The sequence below is a fragment of the Paraburkholderia jirisanensis genome (assembly GCF_054782355.1).
The window spans coordinates 271123-292044 of the sequence record NZ_BAAGSQ010000030.1 but is presented as its reverse complement, the minus strand read 5'-3'; the positions used below and the strand labels follow the sequence as shown (position 1 = coordinate 292044).

The following is a 20922-nucleotide window of genomic DNA, read 5'->3' as shown; positions in this document are numbered from 1 at the left end:
GTATTTCAACAAGAGCGTCGATCAGATGATCGACGAGTTCATGAAGGAGAAGCATGTCAACGGCATCAGCATGGCAATCGTGCAGGCTCCGTATATCCCTCGCGTTGCTGGCTATGGTGTATCCGACAAACAGAAAGGTCTGCTCGCCTCGAGCAATACCCTATGGAGTCTTGGCCAGATCTCGCAAGGGTATACCGCAGTCGCCATCATGCAGCTGGTCGAAGCGGGCAAGCTGAAGCTCGACGACCGTATCGGCACCTATGTCCCGGGACTTCCTTCCGCCTGGAGCCGCGTCACCATCCTGGAACTCATGCAGCATGCGACCGGCATGCCGGACTATCGCGACGTAGCAGGGTTCGACGCGAGCCGCGAATATAAGCCACAGGAACTGCTCGATACCGTGCGCGACAAGGCGCTGGCATTCAAGCCCGGAACCAGGGTCGAACAAAGCGCGACGAATTTTCTGCTGCTGGGTCTCGCAATCGAGAAGGCAAGCGGGATGTCGTATCACGACATGATCTGGAATGGTCAAATCAAGCCGCTCAAGATGACCAACACGATGTTCGCGGAAGACTTCGATCGCCTGACGCATCAGGACCCCGTCGAACAGAATGGCAACTGGCACTCGCGCTTCGTGCGCGATATGAACTACATCAATCCGACCGAGACGGCGACCGGCTATGCGATGAAAGCAGGCCAAAGTGTCCCTGTCGCTCGCAACTCGTCGTCAAATCTTTTTGCGTATGGCTCGATATGGGCTTCCGCTGAAGACGTGAGTTTCTGGGACGTCGCATTGGCAGGCGATACGCTGATCAAGGAGAAAGCAGACCGGGATGTGATCTACAAACCTACGACTCTTGCCAATGGCACGGTCGTTCCCGCTGTGGCCGGCTGGCAGTTCACCGGGCACAAGGATTTCATGGACATCAAGGGCACGGTGCCGGGCTTTAGCGCCTACCTGAGCCGTTTCACCGATAAGGAAGAGCTGGTTTGCGTCACTGTGCTGGCCAACCAGCAAAACGTCGACCTGACCGATCTGGCGCGACGCATCGCGGCAGCCTATGACGCCACGCTGGGTTCCGATGTCGATCCTCAGACGCAGGTCACGTATGAGAGCGTATTCGATGTCGCGCAGACTACGGCGCGGCTCGAACAAAACATCAAGGCGGCCGGCGGTAAAGTTTTCGCTTCGCTGGATCAGCAGGCGAATGCCGAACAGGCCGGATTATCGCTGCGCCCCACCCGTCTGATCGTGTTCGGCAATCCAAAGGCGGGCACGAAGGCAATGCAGTCCAGCATCACTGCGGCAGCCGATCTTCCGTTGCGAATTGCCGTGTGGAAAGATGCGCAGAATCAGGTGTGGATTGGTTACGATAACCTGGACGAGTTGGCCAAACGCGACGGGATCAAAGATGAGGCCGTGATTGACCAGATGAAGGCCTCGGTCGAAGAGATCGTCAGGAAATCGGCAAGCGTCTACCAGTAATCGCTCTCCGGAAAAAGCCCCGGTACGTCACACGTACCGGGGCTTTTTGATGTTGCAGTTGCCGTTAAGCCATTGCCGCGACAACGTCCTGAGTCTTTACAATCGCGTGAGCCAGAAACGCGTAGTTGACAAGCGCGGCCTTGTAACCGTCGCCCCATACCGGATGGCGCGGCCCCGCCGTGGCGTCGGCAACCACGGACACTTCGAAGCCTTGCTCGATCAGGTCGCGCAGATGAGACTCGACGCACATATTGGCGAGCATGCCGCCCAACACGATTTTCTGCACGTTGCGCTTTCGCAACTGTAGCGTCAGGTCGTTTGTTTGAGGGCCGAAAACCTTGTGCGGGCTCACGACTACGGTCTCGCCGTCTTCGATATACGGCTTGAATTCCGGCATCCAGTCTGCACCCGATTTCTCGAATCCACTCAGGTTCAGCGCCCCTGCGCGAGCAAAGGTGCCGGTCTCAAACTCTCCCGTCTCCAGTGGACCATTGAAGCTCCATTTACGGTCGGTCGGGTAAAAGTAATGCGGCGAGATGAAGACGCCAAATTTCCCCGCTTTCGCCGCCTTGAAGATCTGCAGCATGTTTTCGACGGTGCGGTTCTCCGTCACGCTCGCGCCCACAGCATCCCAGTTCTTTCCGAGTGGGCTAAGCACATCGATCTGTGGATCAATAAATACCACTGCCGTGTTGGCCGGATCGTATTTCATCTTCAAGCTCCAGATAGTGAAGTCCATGCGCGCCCCCGTTTGACGGGCAGTGCCGCTCGCGCGCAACACGTCCTCCGTGTCGTCGACAAATCGGGAAAAGCGTTCGACTTTCAAATAACAATTTTGTAGAACCCAACTTCGTGGATGCGATGCACGAACAGGATATCGATCTGATCGACAGGTATCCTCACGGCTCGTTGCAAGCCATCACTCCGGCGAGTCTGATCAAGTCTAGCAAGGTACCGCGTTCTCTACGCACGACAAGTGGAGAGCCTTATCGCACGGACATCCTTTGCCGTTCGGGAATCCAGCGCACAACGAGCTTGTGCAACCCCGAACTCCATGAGTCATCTCATTGGACGCTACGTCCAGGATTGGCTGCTTGCCCGGGTATGGAAATTCTGAAAACATCAGCGAGGACGTTCCAATGCGTACCCTCCCGCTGCGGCGACAACCGCGCGCTCCGTTGATGAGCGGTTCATATGTTTAACCCTCGATTGATGTGGCCGTTCAGGCAACATTAACTGGAGCGTACACAGCAGATGCTTTCCAGTCTTGCGCCTTTAATCTTCGTGCTCATCTGGTCCACCGGACTTGTTGTAGCGAAAGCGGTCGTACCGTACGCTTCGACGGAACTGTTTCTGTTTGTACGCATGTTGCTAAGCGCGGGCCTGCTCGGCGTGTTGGCCATCGCCGCGCGAGAACGGTGGCCGCGCGGCGGACTTCAGCTTGCGAATCATCTGCTTGCGGGAGCGCTCTTGCACGGCGTATATCTGAGCGCCGCATATTGGAGCGTCGCACATGGCATGCCGGCAGGCGTGATGTCGCTGATCGGCAGCATGCAGCCGATCGTGACCGTGGCCGCGGTGTTTTTCATCTATGGTGAGCGTCCGGCAATGCGAACCGTCGCGGGGCTCGGCATTGCCGTCGCAGGAGTCGTCTGCGTGCTTGCGCCGGGGTTAGGCACCAAAGGAGATGAACACTTCGATGCATGGGTGATCATCGTCGCGCTAATCGCAGTAACGGCCATGACCGCCGGCACGATGATCCAGCGCGGCAGGCTTGCCGGAGATGGCGTGCGCATATCGGCAAGCTTGCAAAACGCCGGCGGCACGGTGGTCGCGCTGCTTGGTATGCTGGTCGGTGGCGGATACAAGTGGGACCCGACACCGATGCTGTGGTTCGGCCTGATCTGGTCGGTGCTGGGATTGTCCGTCGGTGCTGTGCTGCTGCTCGTCTGGATGGTGCGCATTCATGGTGCAACGAAGATGAGTACGCTGCTGCTTGTGGTACCCGCGCTCGCGGCCGGTGAAGCGTGGATGCTGTTCGGCGAAAAGCTGGGCGCGATCCAGATGCTAGGCTTTGTACTGGCGCTGGTGGGCGTCGTGCTCGCCCGTCGAGTCGCCGCGCCTTCGCAGCGCAATAAAGAGCAGCCGATGCAACACGAAGTCGTAGCGAATCCGGACCGGCATACGGCCACATTGCGCAAATAGGCACGTCCAGGAACAGATACCCGCGATCCTGCGCGAGGCCGATGCGCCCCCTCCAGGCCGGAATCACCGGATGTTCCGCGCGGCATTCCCTGCAAAGCACTCGAAGGCAAGCGTGGACTTCACCTGTTTCGTCTGGCGACGAGCCTCCTGGAAACACTGCTTTTTCGCCTGCTCAACAACGCCCTGGCGTGGGTCAACCAGTCGATCTGGTTGAGCATCATGCCTGGCGGTTGATACTTTCAGGCAATTTTGCAAACCAATTGAGCATTACAAGCACCCCTCCTTGACGGACATACTTGCCTCACTGACGCAAGCGAACCGCTGAAAGGAGTTTTTAATGTCGCCCATCCAATCCCCCGCATTTCAGGCCGCCACCGGCGCCGGAGGTCTCACCGCTCCAACGTGGAGGAAATCATGAACTACATCGTCGATATAGTGAGTCGTTCGGGTCTTCTGAAGCGCGACCTCGACTACCACCTGCTCCGCGCCGCGATGGTGATTATCTTCGCGTGGTTTGGCTACGACAAATGGTTCGAGGCTGAAATCAGAGGGCTCGTTCCGTTGATCACGCACGGCCCGCTTATCTTCTGGATGATTCCGGTGCTGGGCATTCGAGGCACGAGCTATTTGCTGGGAACCGCAGAATGGACCTTCGGCACGCTGCTGTTTCTGGGGTACTGGAACAAGAACCTGGGCGTGCTGGGCGCTCTCGGCGCCACCTTCAGTTTCATTGCTACGTTCACGATCTTTCCGTTCGCACCTGGCGCGTGGGAGCCTGCCGCGGGAGGGTTTCCTGCGATGACGCTAGTTTCGGCCTTTCTTTTGAAGGACCTTGTGTTGCTGATTGTGTCGATCTACCTGCTCAAGCAAGACGTCGCCCGCGTGATCGAGGCACGGGGCCTATCGATTCGCAGGCCATCGTCGTTGTCGACAAACTGACTGCGTAACGCGCGCTGGTGCCGGCTCCGCGCGCTTCGCGCGAGTTCGACATGCTCATGGCCGTTCCGATGTCCGCATTGCGCCGGTCGTCGTGCCAATAAACAATGGCCGACGCAATGTCTGGGCTAACAACACGCCAAAGAGCGCGGCACCACCGCCGAGCAGGTGATACACATGAAGATGTTCGCCAAACCATCCGACGGCAATCGCCGCGGTTGCAACCGGCAGCAGGTTCATGAACATGCTGCAACGGTTGGGGCCGAGATGTTTGATTCCCTGCATCCAGAAGAACGGCAACACAACCGACGCGAGTGTTCCCGCGTATGCAATCAACTGCAAACTCGCATGGTTAGGGAGCGCTGCATGCACCGGCAGCCTTAATTCAAGAAGCAGCATAAAGACCAATGCCGCGATTGCCTGAAGATACGTCGATTGCCACGACGGCAATCCAACGTGCCAACGGCGCACCAAAATTCCATATAACGCATAAGCAAGCGCTGCGATCAGCATCAGCAGATCGCCGGCATGCACACCGCCGGCAAAAAGAACGGCGGGGTTTCCAGAGGTGATCAGATAGATCAGGCCGCCGAATGACAGAGCGCCACCAGTCAGCATCCCGATAGTGGGTACCTCCCGCAGCAGCGGAATCGATAAAAGCATCGTCAGTAACGGTACGAGCGAGGTCATGATCGCCATGTTCGTCGCGGTGGTGGTCTTCGCTGCTTCGTACGAAAGGCACTGAAACAGCGCCATCGCAAGAAAACCCAGCAACGCGAGCTTAGGTAGCTGCGGCCTGATCGCAGCGCGATTTCGCCAGGCGGGTTTCAGGACGAACAAGGTCATCAGCGCAACAGCAAGTACCAGCCGCCAGAACGTGATGGCGGTCGGATCGATCGTATGCGCAGACAGCTTCGACACCATCACATTGCCGGCCCAGAGCAGTATCGCGACAAAGGGAAACAGGAAATAAAGACCGTTCATGACGACGCGCTCCGTGAGAAATAAACGAAGCCTGAGCATGCCGGCGGATAGGCAGTCCGTCTCACGCTAAAATGACTCCACCTATCGCAAAACTGTCACACCATGATTCCGCGCCCGCCTCCTGACATCCATGTCCCCTTCGAGCGCACATCGATGCCGGTCGCGGCGCTGGCTGCCGACTATCCGCACGGTGCCTTTGTGGCATTGCACAGGCATCGTCGCGCGCAATTGCTCTATGCGGTCGAAGGCGTGATGTTGATCGAGGCGCAGGCAGGGCGCTGGGTCGTACCGCCTACGCGCGCCGTGTGGCTGGATGCGGGGCTGGACCATACCGTCCGCATGAGCGGCAACGTCAAGATGCGCACGGTATTCGTCGAGCCCGGTACGGTCGACCATTTGCCGGGCAGCAGTTGCGTGGTGGAGGTTCATCCGCTGCTGCGCGAACTGATCCTGGCCGCGGTCGATGTACCGCTCGATTACGTTCGCGGCAGCCGCCATGAACTGTTGATGCAACTGCTGCTCGCTGAGTTGGCGGTGATTCCCCGGCTACCGCTGTATCTCGCATGGCCGGTCGACGCGAAACTTCGCACGATATGCGATGCCATCATGGCTTCGCCGGATCAGCGCCATGCTGTCGCGGACTGGGCTGGGGTGCTCGGCATCGCAGAAAAAACCTTGCACCGAATGTTTTATCGCGAAACAGGAATGACCTTCGGACGCTGGCGCCAACAAGCGCGATTATTCCTCGCACTTGAACAACTGGCCCACGGAGGGAAAATCGTCGATGTCGCGCTTGAGCATGGATATGCGAGTCAGAGCGCGTTCGCGGCGATGTTCAAACGGCACTTTGGCGTTGCGCCTTCCGCGTTTTATAGCTGATTCCAAGGAAACGGAGCTCACGGCCGAGCGCGAGGCGGACAGCCGGCCGGTGTGCACCTCGCCGCCGGTCAGTCGCAACTAAACCGAAAACTATCATCAAGCGCTTGCGGCAACACCAATGTGTGCATCTGCGCAGCTTTAGCCGACCGACACAGCGCGTCGCGAGAACCGCTCGTGTTTTGCACATACGCCGCCGCATATTCCGCGTTGAACACGGCTTTGCCCGACGCGAGAAATGCGTTATAGCCGTCGCATTCGTCCAGTTCATGACACTGCTCGTTGACCGCGAAGTCGAAGCTCGCGCCGAGCGTGTCGATCTGCTCGAGATCGTTTTTCAGCGCAACCGCTAACCCGCGTGCATGCGCCGCGCTCGCGATGAACAGATTGAAGTCGGCCTGCGTCGAGCTGTTCAGCGGAAATCCCGGGTTGTTGGTATAGCCATCGACATTGTCGGGCTCGACGCCGTTGCAGCCCTTGCCTACTGCAAGGTCAAGGCGAGCCTGCATGATGTTGCGAACGTTCGCCGAGCGGGTATCGAGCCAGCGCTCGCCGCTCCACCCCGCCAGATTGTTGCCCTTATCGGAGCTGGCGAACTGGCTGTAGTCCGGCCGCCAGCTTTCCGCGCTGCCTGCGGAAAAATAGCAGACAACCCTGTGGCCCTGCGCCTTCAGGTTGTCGATGGTCGCTTGCGGCGCATCGAACAGATCGATGTCGTACACCTGCACAGCATAGGCCGTGTTGATCGAACCGTTCAGCTGCCATTGCCATGTGTCGTTCCGATTCGGAACCCATTGAGCGGCCCGGGATGACGATGCGACCGGTGCTGAAGCCGCGGATGCGGCAACGCCTGTCGAAGCCGCCCCCCCTCCACCGCCACCGCAACCGGCCAGCCCTGCCAGTGCGGCCACCATGACAATCCACACACTCGCGATTCGCATCGATTTTCCCCGTTGCCAAGCTGCAGTTCTTCAAGTTATCGGCCTGCATTGGCTGGGCACTATACAACCTTTCTGCGCCGTATGGCCGCAGGCCGGCCTTGCATGATTCGCGTCGCGGTGCGATACGCCGTCGATGATTCGACCTCCGGCTAACAACGCCCCGACCGGCTCAAGTTTTACATTTTGCATGCCGTTAATGCGTGGCAGATTGGCGCCGCCCGCAAGCATCACGGGTAAGCGCCAGAAGAAATGCAATCGGGGAGCGAATTTTGCAACAGCAGCGAACATCGTGGACAAAGACTGTAGCGCCTGGAGAAGTGATTTACGCCGAGGGATTCTCGTCAGAATCGGTCCTCTACGTGATTACCGACGGCAAGGTCGAGATCTCGACTCAATGTGACGACAAGAAGGTGGTTGTCGCGACCTTGGGAAAAGGCGAGTTTTTCGGCGAAGCGACGCTGCTCGGTCCCGAACCCAGAAGCAATACCGCGAAGGCACTGAGTTTTTGCCAACTCACCGTAATCGATACGAGCATAGTCGAACAGGAACTCGAGCGCGTATCGCCGCTACTGCGGCACATCACCCGCACGATGATCCGCCGCTCGAAGAAAAAAGACGATCTTCTCGCCACCTATACTCACGCCGACTTCCTGCCTGGCGTGATCTCCTACGCTCATGTGCTGTCGCTGATGGCCGCTAACGACAGCGAGAGCGGCGGCGGCCGTACCTGGCGAGCACGGTCGGATGAAGTATCGGTGCCGCTGCGCGAGGTGATCAAAAAGTGTCGCGCGATTGCCGGGCACTCGCGCTTGCATGTCATGGTCATGCTAAAGCGGATGGAACGATTCAATCTCATCACGCTCGAAGCCAGCGGCCTTGAAGGGGTCAGCGCTCAGCCCGGGCGACGCGCAGGCGAGGAAGGTGCAATCGACCGTCAGCATGTGACCTTCGATCCGCGACGAATCACCGAACGGGCACAGCTCGTGGCCGATCATGAACTCGATCTCGCCGTCACCAGTGAGCTCGAACTGATTGAGCTCACCGACCTGGAAGCATTGATCGGAGTCGGGAAAAACCTGATATTGAACAAGCTTTCGCGCGCGGAAATCGCAGAGGACGTCTTTGCGTTCAGAAAAACGAGAGTCTTGCACTTCGTCGAGGAAAAAGGTGTGTCGTACTTTTCCCGGCCTGATCGGCGCGCCGCGCGTGAGCTGCGCTCGCTCGACGATCTTGACGTGGTCGACGACAGGTCGCTGTCTGAAGCGGTCGGTGGCTTCGACACCTACGACATGGCCAGGCTGCTCGCTTCCCTGCCGGAACAACCTGTGACCGACAGGCTGCTGTCGGCAATGACCGAAGCTCGCCGCAAAGAAGTGTCGTGGATCATGCGCCGCGACGTCAAGACCGATCCCGTCGAGGTGGCCAATATCGAGGATCGCTTCGTCGAGGCCGTCAGAGTCATTGCAGGGCTTCCCACGCCAGCCAGCCAGGTGCCACGTGCAACACCTGAGTCTTCGCACAAGTAAATGGATCTTCTGACGCTGTTCGGTGCCGTTTTCGGCGTAGCGGCCATCGCGGTCGGGTTTTCACTCGAAGGCGGGGAATTCGTCACGCTACTCCAGCCACAAGCTTTGGTGATTGTTCTTGGCGGCACACTCGGGGCGGTGATGATTCAGAACACGTGGACCCGGTTCTCTGATGGTGTGCGTCAGCTAAAGCTTGCTTTCCGGAAAGCAAGTCAGGTCGACAGAGACAACCTTGCGTTGCTTCTCGACTGGGGGGATCAGGCAAAGCTCCATGGCATGCCTGCCCTGGAGTCGATCGACACCAGCGGGTTGAATCCGTTCGCGAGGCGCGGCTTGCAGTTATTGGCCGATGGCGTATCGACAGCGGTCCTGGAAGACGCGTTGCAACGCGAGCTGGACGCCTACGAGCGCAATCATCTGGCCGCGGCGAGGATATGGCAACAGGCGGGCGGTTATGCGCCGACCTTCGGCATTGTCGGCGCGGTGCTCGGGTTGATCCAGATCACGCATCATATCCTCGAGCCATCCCTGCTTGGGCAAGGTATTGCGGTCGCCTTCGTCGCTACGCTTTACGGTCTCGCATTGGCGAACCTGATTTTCTTGCCTGTTCACGGCAAGATCAGGGCGCAGATCGACAGTGAATTGCGCTTGCGCCGGCTGTATGTCGATGGCCTGCTCGCCATTTCGCGCAAGGAGTCGCCGCACATCATCGAAACGCGGCTCGCCGGTGACACCCGCGCGAAAGCTGCGGAATTGCTGACGTAGCAGGCGCGAACTCTGGCGGATCTGCATCCTTCATGGAAAACCTGTCGAATTATCGGCGCCGCGCAGAGGCGGGCCGCAACGACGTCAACGACGATGCTCATGCGGAGGAAACCGCAGGGCGTTGGTTGATCTCGTACTCGGACCTGATCACCACGCTGATGGTCCTCTTTCTCGCGCTTTACGTGCTGGAGCTGGCGAGGAACAAGAACCTCGAGATCAGAGCCGCGACCGCGACAGCGGGCGCCCATCCGGCACCTGCTGTGGACAACGGCGTCGCGCTTTCGCCGAATCTCGAGCAGGAACGTGCGCGCTCGCATCTTCTGTCGCTTCTGACAGTTCTTCAGGACCGCAAGCAGATCACCGTCAAGAAGAGTTCAAAGGGAATCGAGATCAGTATCGATGCCCGGATCCTGTTTAACTCGGGGGATGCCCGATTATTGCCGCAAGCCCTTGGCGTTCTCGAAGAGGTTGCCTCGGCATTGCGCGAACAGTCGGGCGACATACTCGTGGAAGGGCACACCGACAATGTGCCGGTCAAGAACGCGAAGTTTGAGTCGAACTGGGAACTTTCGTCTGCCCGCGCCGGGTCGGTGGTCCGCTTTTTTGTCGAACACGGTGTTGCGCCTCGTCGTCTTGCAGCGGTTGGACGGGCGGATAACTTTCCGTTGGTACTAGGCGATGACGCAGCTTCTCTAGCGATGAATCGGCGCGTCACGATTGTTGTGCAGTACTAGGATGGGAGCCGGTTGATCTGCGAACACAGGCGTCGGCCAGGATGGTCGACGCACTCTCCAGAATCCCGTCGATCGGGTCGCAGGTGGCAAGGCAAATGCCTATCTGCCCGTGAAGTGCGATGACCGAAACTTTCTGCGTGACGCCCAGACCTGCGATGCTGGCCGAAGAAATCGCCTTGATTCTAAAATCGCCGTAGTCATCCTGGAGTGTGATCCGGCCATAGTTGTTGATCATGATGTCGGCGGTAGGAAGTCTGTTTTGCCACATCGCAGCAAACGTGTGCGGCAGGCATTCGACTTCCAGCAGTTCGCGCAACTTGAGTGACCGTTCCTTTTGGGCTTCCACGTTAGCCGCTTGCTGAAACGCTAGTCCAATGCCGGCGGCATCTTCCCATAGCGTGTTGCGCGTCGCTGCAGCAGGAACAACAGCGGCACTCAGACCGATCAGAACACCTGGCGTGTCAGTTCGACCCAACATCGGGCGAAGATCGATAGGTGACAAGATATTGACTGGCCGCGATTGCCAGTCGGCTCGACGCGCACGTCCTGCTTCGGCAACCGCGGCCGCAATCAAACTCCGCACATTGACGGCGCGGGCTTTGCATTGGGACAGCATGGCGGCGCTCAACGCTTCGGACAGAATGGCCCGCTCGACGTGCGCCTCCATTGCGCCAGGAAGACCAGCGGCACCGGTCTTGCCGAGCAAGGTACGATACCCGCCGTTCTCAGGCAAACCCAGCACCTGACGTATATCCGTTGCGCCTTCGAACGGAGCAGCTAGCGGTTTCCCGGATGCCGCGCAGAGCAGATCCTCAACGATCATCATCATCGTGCGCCCGTCGCAAGCCGCATGATGTGCGGCAAGCAGCAATACCGCCCGATTGGATCCGTGCAGAAGCGAGACGCGCGCAAGCGCGCCGCTGCCGTCACCGAAGCCAATCGATAGTTCACGCTCCATTATTGTTTCGACCCGCTCGCCTGGTGCGAGCGGGCGCTGCTGGAACGGGAGGTCGACACCGGTTACCGGTTCGAACGATGGGCGCTCGCCTGGGAGCTTGCTGATTCTTGCGCTGAGAAGAGGATAACGGGACTGTACCGCCCGGATGTGCTCGGCCCAGTTGTGGGGATCAATCCGGCCGTCTATTTCAACCGCGAACACGGGCGCGTAAGGATGGAACTGTTCAAACTGCCAGAACACCTCCTCCATACTATCGAGGCGGCGCGGCAAGACCATGGCGGCATCTGCCTGCATTCCGGAAACTCCTTTGACAAAGCGCGTTTATCGACGATGTTCGGCGAGCGTCGCGACACGCTTGTCGGCGTTCGACCTTGCCTCACACGGCGCATGGAGTCATCCGCTGCGATACGCTCATCGATCGCTGCGCGGCAACTCCCGGCCCTCTCTCCAATAACGCCTGCGCTCGCTTGCGTATTCCAGTTGCCATGCAGCGCCCCTGCTGCACTGCCTGACGCGCCGCCTGCAGTCGCTGGTCGCGGCAAATCCCAAATTCTTTTTTGCTGGTGCAAACCGATGATTGTTGACGAGTCGGATTGCGGTCTCTACCATCATCCTATCAAACGTTAGGTATAGGCATTTTCGATTTGTGTTCACAAGACGTGGACAGCATTGCCGAAAACGTTGACCACCCCTATCTGATCCAAGGGTAGGCGCACAAATATGCATATACACACACTGGATTGCAGATGGTTTTTTCGAGGCCATCCGCCGACAGAACGATCACGCATTCTCTGAAGGAAAACTGATGACTGTTACTCGCCGGGATATTCTTGCGACCGTCGGCGCCGTCGCCGCAACGCTGGCTGCTTCCAGCAGTGGCATCGCCCGCTCAAACACCCAGGATCATGAGGTTAATGATGCGACGCAATCGCCGCTTTCGGAAAGCTCACGCATTCAAACGACGGAGCAGCCCATTCACTACAAAGATGCGACGGAGATTGCTGCCTTGATACGATCCAGGCAGGTCTCTCCTGTCGAAGTGATGAAATTGCATCTCGATCGAATCGAATCACTGAATCCGCGATTGAATGCGATTGTGACGCTGGTGGGCGAGCAAGCACTCAAGAACGCAAAGATCGCGGAAACGGCCGTCATGAATGGATCTGCACTGGGTCCGCTTCACGGTGTGCCCTTTACCGTCAAGGATGCCATCGACACGGCCGGCGTTTTGACGCAACGCGGCTCGCAGATCTTCCGGGGGCGCGTACCCACTGCGGACGCAACGGGTGTCGCTCGCCTCAAGGCCGCTGGCGCGATCTTGATGGCGAAAACCAATCTTCCGGAGTTTTCCTTCGGTATCGAGACCGACAACCTCTTGACCGGCAGAACCAATAACCCGTGGAACGTCGATCACACGCCGGGCGGATCGAGCGGCGGAGAAGCGGCCTCGATTGCAGCAGGCATGTCGCCGCTCGGCTTTGGAAGCGACGTCGGCATTTCAATCCGTGGACCTGCCGCCCATACGGGGATCGTCGGATTCAAGCCAACGCATGGACGCATTCCGACAACCGGACATTGGCCCGAAGCCCCGCGCCGTTACTGGCACGTCGGCCCTTTAGCCCGGAGCGTGAGAGATATTGCGCTGTCTTACTCGATCCTTGCCGGACCAGACGGGGTCGACGGATATGCGGAAAGCCCCGTGGACATGGATGCGGGCATGCGGCGTAAGACCGATCGCCCGTTGCGCATTGGATGGTTGACAGAGCCAGGATTTGGTCCGGTTGCGTCCGACGTCGCCGCTACTGTCCGGGCTGCAGCACATGGCTTGCAAGATCTCGGTTGCCTTGTCGAAGAGGTTCGACTCCCGGCGCTTGAACAGCTCAATGGCTTGGAAATTTACTCCAAGGTCAGTGTCCCAGAAAGGAAGTCGTATTTCGCCCGGTATGTCGGAGACCGCCAAGCGCTGCTTTCCAGAAACGTTGCGGCATATCTCAGGGCGCCAGACCCGTCCCAGGCAGAATACGTCGCCGCCGAGCAAGCTGCCGAGCATTTCAGGGACGTATTCGTCGAGTTTTTCCAACACCATGATGCTTTACTTTGCCCGGTGACTCCCATTCATGCGCCGGTACACGGCCTCTCCGAATATGTGATCAATGGCGTGACTGTACCTGCGTGGCATATGGTGCGCGCCACGGTCCCGTTCAATCTGACAGGGTTGCCCGCGCTGTCGCTGCGCTTCGGAACGAGCGACGACAATCTGCCGATCGGTGTCCAACTGGTTTCGCGGTGGTACGCCGAGTCCACTGTCCTTCACCTGGCCTCACTGCTTGAATCAGTCAGCAAGGTCCGAAATCTACACCCGCAAGTGTAGGCGATTGTTCTGGATCGGACCGGAAGGTCTGCCGACAGATGAAATGCGTTGAAACGCAAATATGCTGCGGCAGATCTCCATGCACCCAGTCGCCCGTTACTCAAACGTCAGGATGCAGGTGACGAACCGGGCTGACTGTTTCTAGCATCGTTGACAGATGGAGGATGGTGGACTCGGCCTGCCAGCTGCCAATGACCTGAACGTTGATCGGTAGCCCCTCCTTGCTCGTACCAAACCGCATCGAGATACCTGGCAAGCCCGTGACGTTAAGCGGTACCGTCGCACCCCGGAGCCAGATGGCTTCCACGCTCTGACCGTTGATAGCGATTGTGTCGGCGCCATGTTTTTGGGCTGGAATCGGCAACACCTGCGTAATCAACGCGTCATAATTCGCGAAGAATCCGGCATATCCGTCACGCAACCGCTCCACAGCCTGTTCGGCATCAATGTAGTCCTTCATCGATACGTCGGGCAGCGTGAGCATTTTTTGTACCGTTTTGTACAACTCGTCGCGGTCGCGGCCGGCAGTTGCTTCTGCAAATGCCTGTTTCATTTCCATGACCTGCAGACGGCTGAACACGTCATTAGCGTTGTCTCGCTCGAGTGCAGGTATATGTACCGGCTCAACCAGGCATCCCACGCTCTTCAACGCTTCCGCCGCCGCTTTAACCGTGGCCGCGACTTCGGAATCGACTGGCCCGAGACCGGGCCCCACCATCCAGCCCACGCGCAGCTGCCTGTGGGGCGACCAACCCGTTCCCGCATCGAACTGCCCCGTGCTGCTCGCGAAAGCGTCGAGGCCGTCAGGACCGCACAGCTGTGAAAATGCCAGCGAGAGGTCGCGAATACTGCGAGCCATCGGGCCAGCATGCCAGAAGCGGCGCGGCACGCGCGGCCAGATTCCTGTCATTGGCACGCGCCCGTGCGTCGCCTTCAGCGCCACGATCCCGGTCTGCGCGGCAGGTCCGCGTACTGAGTTTCCGAGATCAGTGCCGAGCCCCAGTGGCGACATGCCTGCTGCAATCGCTGCCGATTCACCGCCGCTCGAACCACCTGGCGTGCGCTGCAGATCCCACGGATTGTTTGAACGACCGCTGAGAAGATTGTCGCTCTCGAACGAATAGGAAAATTCGGGAAGGTTTGTCTTTGCCAGTAGGATACCGCCGGCCTTTTTCATTCGGGCGACGCTGGTCGCGTCGGTGTCGGGTATGCGCCCCTTGAAGATTAGCGAGCCGCGTTGGGTCAGCACTCCCGCGGTGTCGATGGAGTCCTTCACGGTGAATGGCACACCGTGCAGCGGCCCAAGTTCATCGCCTTTCAGCACCGCGGCTTCCGCTATCTTGGCGGCCCTGAGCGCGTCGTCTGAAACTGTGACGATGGCGTTGAGCTTCGGATTGATGGCTTCGATCCGATCAAGATGCGCCTGAACGACCTCGACCGGTGAAATCTCCCGTGTGCGGATCAGCTCGGCCAGTCCTGTTGCATCCTGGTACAGGATTTCTGACTTCATGGTTGGACTCCAATGCTTTGATCAATCGACCGATGGTGGCGTAAACAGACATGTACGAACGGCAGTAGCTTTTGTGCACGGCGAAATCATCACGATACCGCCGTGTCGGTCGCCACCCTACCTAACATACGTTAGTACAAACTTTAGGCGTTACGATTCCTGCCGTCAACACTTGTTGTCGATGAGCGCTGGCACAAAGCAGCTGGCGTACCACGAACCGGTTCGTGCCAAAAAGCTGTTGACGGGTTGAACCGTCGCGCCTAACATTGTGACTAACGATCGTTAGCTAGACAACCCCATCATCTTGTATATCGCTTTTCGATGACAAATCCCGTGAACACGCAACGACGCCGCTTGTTAGGCAGTGCGTCGGCTTTGGCCGCACTTACCATGCTGGACTTGACCACGGAAGCCAAGGCCGGCGAAACGACGCAGCTCGCCTCCTCATCGCGAACTGTCTCAGCCACCTCACTTGGCTCGATCCGCCAGATCGATGCCGGCACGCTAAGCATTGGCTACGCAGATATCGGCCCGACTGATGGGCCGGTTGTCATTTTGCTGCACGGCTGGCCCCACGACATTCACAGCTTCGTTGAAGTCGCCCCTATCCTGGCGGCTGCGGGCTACCGGGTGATCGTGCCGTACCTTAGAGGCTATGGCTCGACGCGCATTCTTTCCGCAGGCACGCCCCGAAACGGCCAGCAGTCGATTTTCGCGGTGGATGTCATCGCCCTGATGGACGCACTGAAGATCGACAAGGCAGTGCTCGCCGGTTTTGACTGGGGCGCTCGGGCGGCTAACATCATAGCGGCGGTATGGCCCGAACGTTGCCGCGCACTAGTATCTGCAAGTGGCTATCTGATCGGTAGCCAGGATGCCAACCGGAAACCGCAGTCTCCGCAGGCTGAACTTCAGGCATGGTTCCAGTTTTACTTCGCCACGGAGCGCGGCGCCACAGGTTACGCAGAGCATCGCGACGAATTCAACAGGATGATCTGGCGGAATGCTTCGCCGCTATTCAGGTTCGATGACGCAACATTCTCGCGAACGGCAAAGGCGTTTGACAACCCCGACCATGTTGCCATCGTTATCCATAACTACCGTTGGCGGCTGGCATTGGCTCAAGGCGAATCAAAGTACGACGAGTTGGAAAAGCGGCTGGCACAGGCGCCGACGATCTCCGTACCTACGATTACGTTGGAAGGCGATGCAAACGGCGCTCCGCATCTGCCACCTGCCGCGTATGCAAAGAAATTCACTGGCAAGTATCAGCATCGCAACGTTACCGGTGGCATCGGCCACAACTTTCCGCAGGAAGCGCCTGAGGCATTTGCCGATGCGGTAATGCAGGTCGTCAAGCTGTAATCAGCCGGTCACTATCCGGGTCAGGGGGGTTGCATGCCCCCGGCACTATCGGATCTTTAACGGGCACGCGTTTCGCGTTAGACAGCCCCGGCAACCACCAACAACCGATCCGCAAGCGCGGCCGCATGCGTCACGGGCGGCGAATGCCCCGTCAACAGTGTATGCACGATCGTGCGGTTGGTCATCGCGTCGTTCACGGTTGAGATCTGGTAGCCCTGTGGTGCGATCATGAGACTGTGGCCATGTTTGTGCCAGCACCGGGCAGATCGCACGCATGCGAAAAATATCCGCGAGCTTCGGGCAAAGGACGCAGACGGCTCCAGCCGGAGCAGGCGTGCCTTCCTCGCACCAAGGTTACACGTGGCGTGCTGGAGATGGGTTTGATGCCGAAACCCGCCTTACGCCAGCGACCTTATAGCGCAAAAAAAGCCATTGTGTCTTCACACGATGCCTACGACAAAACCCTAGCGCGGAAATGTCACGTAGGATCTAGCCATCGTCGACCATGTCTGAGGCCACGGGATCGCTTCGATGAAAGCCGCGAGACCCGCAGCGGCCATGCGACATGGCTAATCGAATCCGATCACGCAACAGGTACGCGAGCAAATGAAAGCCATTCCTGCAGTCAAGCCATACGGAGCATGGACGTCTCCAGTCACAACCGACCTGATCACCGGCCACACAATCCGTCTCGGTCAGCCCGAGATTACAGACGATGCGATCTATTGGACCGAGGGCCGGCCGCATGATCAGGGACGCACCGTGCTCGTACGCCAGACAGCCGACAGCGCCAACGACGTTACGCCTGCGTCGGTCAATGTACGCTCGCAAGTGCATGAATACGGCGGCGGCGCCTACACGGTGGGGCGTAACGGCGTGTACTTCGTCAATGCTACCGATCAAGCGCTTTATACGCTCGACCCAAGCGGTGCGCCCCTCGTACTGAGCGCAACGGAAGGGCTCCGTTACGCAGATTTAATCGAGGACATTCATCACCGCCGGCTGATCGCCGTATGTGAAGACCATCGCGGCCAAACACACGAGCCAGCCAACTTCCTTGCTGCGATCGACCTCGACTCCGGTGTACCGACGCGAATTGCAGATTCACACGATTTCTTTTCGTCGCCGTGCATGAGTCCAGATGGCAGGCAACTTGCATGGTTGGCGTGGAATCATCCCCATATGCCGTGGGATGCGACACAACTGTGGTGCGCCGACGTGGACAGCGATGGGCATATTGGCCAGGCGCGCCAGCTCGCCGCAGGAACAACGGAGTCGATCTTTCAACCCGCCTGGTCGCCGGCAGGAAAACTTCATGCGGTATCCGACCGCAGCGGCTGGTGGAACCTCTATCGCATCGAGGGCGACAGCGCGATCCCGCTGCACCCGCTGGCGGCCGAATTCGGCAAGCCACAATGGATGTTCGGTACGACGACCTATGGCTTCGACTCCAAAGGACGGATTCTATGCATCTACGAGCAGGACACCGACTCGCATCTGGCGATACTCGATCCCGACGCAAATACGTTCGAATCGATCGATATGCCCTTCTGTATGATGCGTGATCTGCATGTGCGCGGCGACAAGGCCGTTTTCATTGCAGCTACGCCGTCATCGCCCGAATCGGTCGTTGAATTCGATCTGACTAGCCGCATACATCGCGTAGTGTGCAACTCGAGCCGAATAGATGCAGACCTCGCCTATACGTCTGTCGCACAGCCAATCAGCTATCCGTCATCGAATGGCAGGACTGCGCACGCGCTGTACTATCCGCCACTCAACGCAGACTATTCGGCGCCAGCAGGAGAGTTTCCTCCGTTGCTCGTGATGGCGCATGGCGGCCCAACCAGCGCGTCTGACCGATCGTTCAAATGGGGTATCCAATTCTGGACGAGCCGCGGTTTCGCGGTAGTGGATGTCAACTATAGCGGCAGTAGCGGCTATGGCCGCGCCTATCGTCAGCAATTGAATGGCCGCTGGGGCATCGACGATGTGGACGACGTGGTGGCGGCGGCGACGTACCTGGTCAAACGGAATCTCGTGGATGAAAACCGCCTCGCGATACGCGGCGCCAGTGCCGGCGGATACTTGACCCTTTGCGCGCTGACCTTCCGCAACTGTTTCAAGGCAGGTGCAAGTTACTATGGAATTGGCGATCTGGACGCGTTGCTGCGCGGAACGCACAAGTTCGAATCGCACTATCTGTTCGGCCTGGTCGGCAGCTATCCGGAACAGAAAGCGTTGTATTACGAGCGCTCGCCGATCAATCACGTCGACCGGCTGTCCTGCGCGATGATTCTGTTGCACGGCGGCAAAGACAAGGTCGTGCCGCCCGATCAAGCCGACACCATGTACCACTCGGTGCGCGCGAAAGGCTTGCCGGTTGCATCTGTCGTCTTCCCGGAAGAACAACACGGCTTTCGGGCCGCCGAGAATATCAGACGCAGCCTCGATGCCGAACAGTATTTCTATAGCAAGATTTTCGGTTTCGAAATTGCCGATGTCATCGAGCCGATAGAGATCGACAACCGTTGATCGTGCCATCGGCAAGTCACATCTTCCCAGTTGCCCGCTGATTCGAGTAATAGATGCTGTCGACGTGGTGTGAACTTTGGCTTCTCGGAGCGAGCTATCAGGAAGTCATGCCCCTTTGCCTGTAACCTCGAAAGCCGGCGCGACGTGAGCCGCCTGCCCGTAAGCGACGATCGTTTCCTGTTGCGCCAGCGTTGACGAATTAGAACTTCGCGTCTAATATTTCTCCTAACAAACGTTAGCTAGAATATTTCTGGTCTTGCTCTGCCAGTCGAGGTCGTAGAGGCGTAAGCGCCAGGCACAGCTGCTCGCGTGCAATACGACATACAGTCCGACGTCCACTTTGCCGAACTCCATGTACCCTGCCGTATCGCGTCGCTCCAACCCGACCTTCTCGTATATTTTTGCGGGGTTTTGCGCAAGCCTGATCAGCATTGGGCTTGCACGTTTTGCCTACACACCGCTGCTTCCGGTTCTCATTCAGGCGCATTGGTTTCCCGCATCGGAGGTCGTGTACCTCGGTGCAGCGAACCTCGTGGGATATCTTGTCGGTGCGTTACTGGGCCGACCACTGGCCGAAAACATCGGCAACGTCACGACGCTGCGCGCGATGAAAGTTCTGATTAGCGTCGCGTTTCTTGCCTGCGCGTTTCCCGTCTCCACAAGCTGGTTTTTTGCCTGGCGACTGTTGTCCGGCGTGGCTGGAGGAGTTGTCATGGTATTGGTTACCGCAACGATACTTCCCCACGTGCCGGGCGATCGCAAAGGCTTGGCGACCGGCGCAGTGTTTCTCGGTTTGGGGTGCGGCATAGCCGCGTCGGGCACGATCGTTCCAGCGTTGCTGAAGTTCGGGCTACGCGACACCTGGATTGGACTCGGTGCGTTGTCCGCCATTCTGACTGCGGCCAGCTGGCGCGGTTGGCCGAGTCGAGCACTGGCAGCAACTGAATCGACGACAACGATGTCATCACGTAGCCCGAGCGCGGCAATACGCATCCTTTATTCGCAGTACGCTTTCATGGCGGCGGGTTTAGTGCCAGCCATGGTATTTCTGGTCGACTTCATCGCGCGCGGCCTGAATGCAGGTACCACCTTGGGTTCGCGGTTCTGGGTGCTCTATGGTGTGGGCGCTATGATCGGGCCGCCATTGTATGGTCTCTGCGCGGACCGCTTGGGCGCGCGCCTGGCGTTGCGCGGGATTCTGCTAGCTCAATCGATTGCCGTTGCGGTACTCGCTATGGCTAACAGCTACATGCTGATCGCCGTACTCACCGTGATTATCGGCAGCTTTCCTCCTGGCATCATTCCGCCGGTGCTCGCAAGGGTAAGGGAGATCGTGCCCGGCAATACCGTCCGCCAGAACGTCATCTGGAGCCGCGCCACCACCGTTTTCGCTGCTTCACAGGCGCTATCGGGATACGCTTCGTCCGCCATTTTCAATGGCCTGGGCGGCAATTATCGACTCCTGTTCGGACTGGGCGCCGCGATGATTGCACTCGCGCTTCTGGTGGACGTATGCATTTCTCCGCTCCTGCGGCCGGGCGCCGATGCGGAAAGCCGGGACGTGCGCTAGCCCGGAGATGGCGCGCGGTGTGCGGTCTCGCAAAGCGTCGATTGGATAGCTGAACGTCACAGCTGCCCACAACGCCCGCACTCATCACATTGCGAGCGTGATGCCATCGCCTGCGTTGACGACGGTAACGAAGAATCGGCGGAATTAAAATATGCCAGAT

The 20922-nt window shown here is 58.5% G+C and carries 17 protein-coding genes; 11 read left to right on the top strand and 6 right to left on the bottom strand.

All coding sequences use genetic code 11. The features are described from left to right. The first annotated feature begins 25 nt into the window (after positions 1-25). Positions 26-1486, top strand: coding sequence for a serine hydrolase (locus ACYVNQ_RS31155; RefSeq protein ID WP_460908252.1), 1461 nt, complete (start codon positions 26-28; stop codon positions 1484-1486). 64 nt (positions 1487-1550) lie between these two features. On the opposite strand, the gene ACYVNQ_RS31150 is transcribed toward ACYVNQ_RS31155, so the two are convergent. Further along, positions 1551-2198: a cysteine hydrolase family protein gene (locus ACYVNQ_RS31150; protein WP_460908516.1), complete on the bottom strand. Its 648-nt coding sequence runs from the start codon at positions 2196-2198 to the stop codon at positions 1551-1553. A 542-nt stretch (positions 2199-2740) separates the two neighbouring features. On the opposite strand from ACYVNQ_RS31150, the gene ACYVNQ_RS31145 reads away from it, so the two are divergent. Then, positions 2741-3691 (top strand): DMT family transporter, encoded by a 951-nt coding sequence (locus ACYVNQ_RS31145; RefSeq protein WP_460908250.1) that lies wholly within the window; start codon positions 2741-2743, stop codon positions 3689-3691. Positions 3692-4105: 414 nt separating this feature from the next. Beyond that, complete coding sequence (locus tag ACYVNQ_RS31140; RefSeq protein WP_460908248.1) at positions 4106-4630, top strand: YkgB family protein; 525 nt, start codon at positions 4106-4108, stop codon at positions 4628-4630. Positions 4631-4684: 54 nt separating this feature from the next. Here ACYVNQ_RS31140 and ACYVNQ_RS31135 read toward each other — a convergent pair whose 3' ends face one another. After that, a complete protein-coding gene (locus ACYVNQ_RS31135) occupies positions 4685-5611 on the bottom strand; it encodes a DMT family transporter (RefSeq protein ID WP_460908246.1) in 927 nt (308 codons plus the stop codon). Positions 5612-5713: 102 nt separating this feature from the next. On the opposite strand from ACYVNQ_RS31135, the gene ACYVNQ_RS31130 reads away from it, so the two are divergent. Continuing rightward, positions 5714-6490 (top strand): AraC family transcriptional regulator, encoded by a 777-nt coding sequence (locus ACYVNQ_RS31130; RefSeq protein WP_460908244.1) that lies wholly within the window; start codon positions 5714-5716, stop codon positions 6488-6490. Between the two features lie 68 nt (positions 6491-6558). On the opposite strand, the gene ACYVNQ_RS31125 is transcribed toward ACYVNQ_RS31130, so the two are convergent. Beyond that, complete coding sequence (locus ACYVNQ_RS31125) at positions 6559-7428, bottom strand: endo alpha-1,4 polygalactosaminidase (protein ID WP_460908242.1); 870 nt, start codon at positions 7426-7428, stop codon at positions 6559-6561. 269 nt (positions 7429-7697) lie between these two features. Between ACYVNQ_RS31125 and ACYVNQ_RS31120 the strand changes: the two genes are divergently transcribed. Genes ACYVNQ_RS31120 through ACYVNQ_RS31110 form a run of 3 tightly spaced genes read left to right on the top strand, consistent with a single transcriptional unit; the run spans position 7698 to position 10453 of the window. Next, a complete protein-coding gene (locus tag ACYVNQ_RS31120) occupies positions 7698-8954 on the top strand; it encodes a cyclic nucleotide-binding domain-containing protein (protein WP_460908240.1) in 1257 nt (418 codons plus the stop codon). Next, complete coding sequence (locus ACYVNQ_RS31115; RefSeq protein ID WP_460908238.1) at positions 8955-9719, top strand: flagellar motor protein; 765 nt, start codon at positions 8955-8957, stop codon at positions 9717-9719. It begins immediately after the preceding gene. Positions 9720-9751: 32 nt separating this feature from the next. After that, the gene (locus ACYVNQ_RS31110) at positions 9752-10453 is read left to right on the top strand and encodes an OmpA/MotB family protein (protein ID WP_460908236.1); all 702 of its coding nucleotides are present in this window, start codon (positions 9752-9754) and stop codon (positions 10451-10453) included. Here ACYVNQ_RS31110 and ACYVNQ_RS31105 read toward each other — a convergent pair. Further along, on the bottom strand, positions 10431-11705 hold the full coding sequence (locus tag ACYVNQ_RS31105) for a hypothetical protein (RefSeq protein ID WP_460908234.1): 1275 nt from the start codon (positions 11703-11705) through the stop codon (positions 10431-10433). The two genes, ACYVNQ_RS31110 and ACYVNQ_RS31105, sit on opposite strands and share 23 nt — an antisense overlap. Positions 11706-12216: 511 nt before the next feature. Between ACYVNQ_RS31105 and ACYVNQ_RS31100 the strand changes: the two genes are divergently transcribed. Next, positions 12217-13782: an amidase gene (locus ACYVNQ_RS31100; RefSeq protein WP_460908232.1), complete on the top strand. Its 1566-nt coding sequence runs from the start codon at positions 12217-12219 to the stop codon at positions 13780-13782. 100 nt (positions 13783-13882) lie between these two features. Here the strand turns inward: ACYVNQ_RS31100 and ACYVNQ_RS31095 are convergent, their stop codons facing one another. Continuing rightward, entirely contained in the window at positions 13883-15292 is a 1410-nt protein-coding gene (locus ACYVNQ_RS31095; RefSeq protein ID WP_460908230.1) for an amidase, read from the bottom strand. 390 nt (positions 15293-15682) lie between these two features. Between ACYVNQ_RS31095 and ACYVNQ_RS31090 the strand changes: the two genes are divergently transcribed. Further along, positions 15683-16657 carry an alpha/beta fold hydrolase gene (locus ACYVNQ_RS31090; RefSeq protein ID WP_460908229.1) on the top strand — a complete coding sequence of 325 codons (975 nt, stop codon included), beginning with the start codon at positions 15683-15685 and terminating at the stop codon, positions 16655-16657. Positions 16658-16734: 77 nt separating this feature from the next. Here ACYVNQ_RS31090 and ACYVNQ_RS31085 read toward each other — a convergent pair whose 3' ends face one another. Further along, the gene (locus tag ACYVNQ_RS31085; protein WP_460908227.1) at positions 16735-16887 is read right to left on the bottom strand and encodes a hypothetical protein; all 153 of its coding nucleotides are present in this window, start codon (positions 16885-16887) and stop codon (positions 16735-16737) included. A 376-nt stretch (positions 16888-17263) separates the two neighbouring features. Between ACYVNQ_RS31085 and ACYVNQ_RS31080 the strand changes: the two genes are divergently transcribed. After that, positions 17264-19192, top strand: coding sequence for a S9 family peptidase (locus ACYVNQ_RS31080; RefSeq protein WP_460908225.1), 1929 nt, complete (start codon positions 17264-17266; stop codon positions 19190-19192). A gap of 352 nt (positions 19193-19544) precedes the next feature. Next, complete coding sequence (locus ACYVNQ_RS31075; protein WP_460908223.1) at positions 19545-20762, top strand: YbfB/YjiJ family MFS transporter; 1218 nt, start codon at positions 19545-19547, stop codon at positions 20760-20762. Positions 20763-20922: the final 160 nt, after the last annotated feature.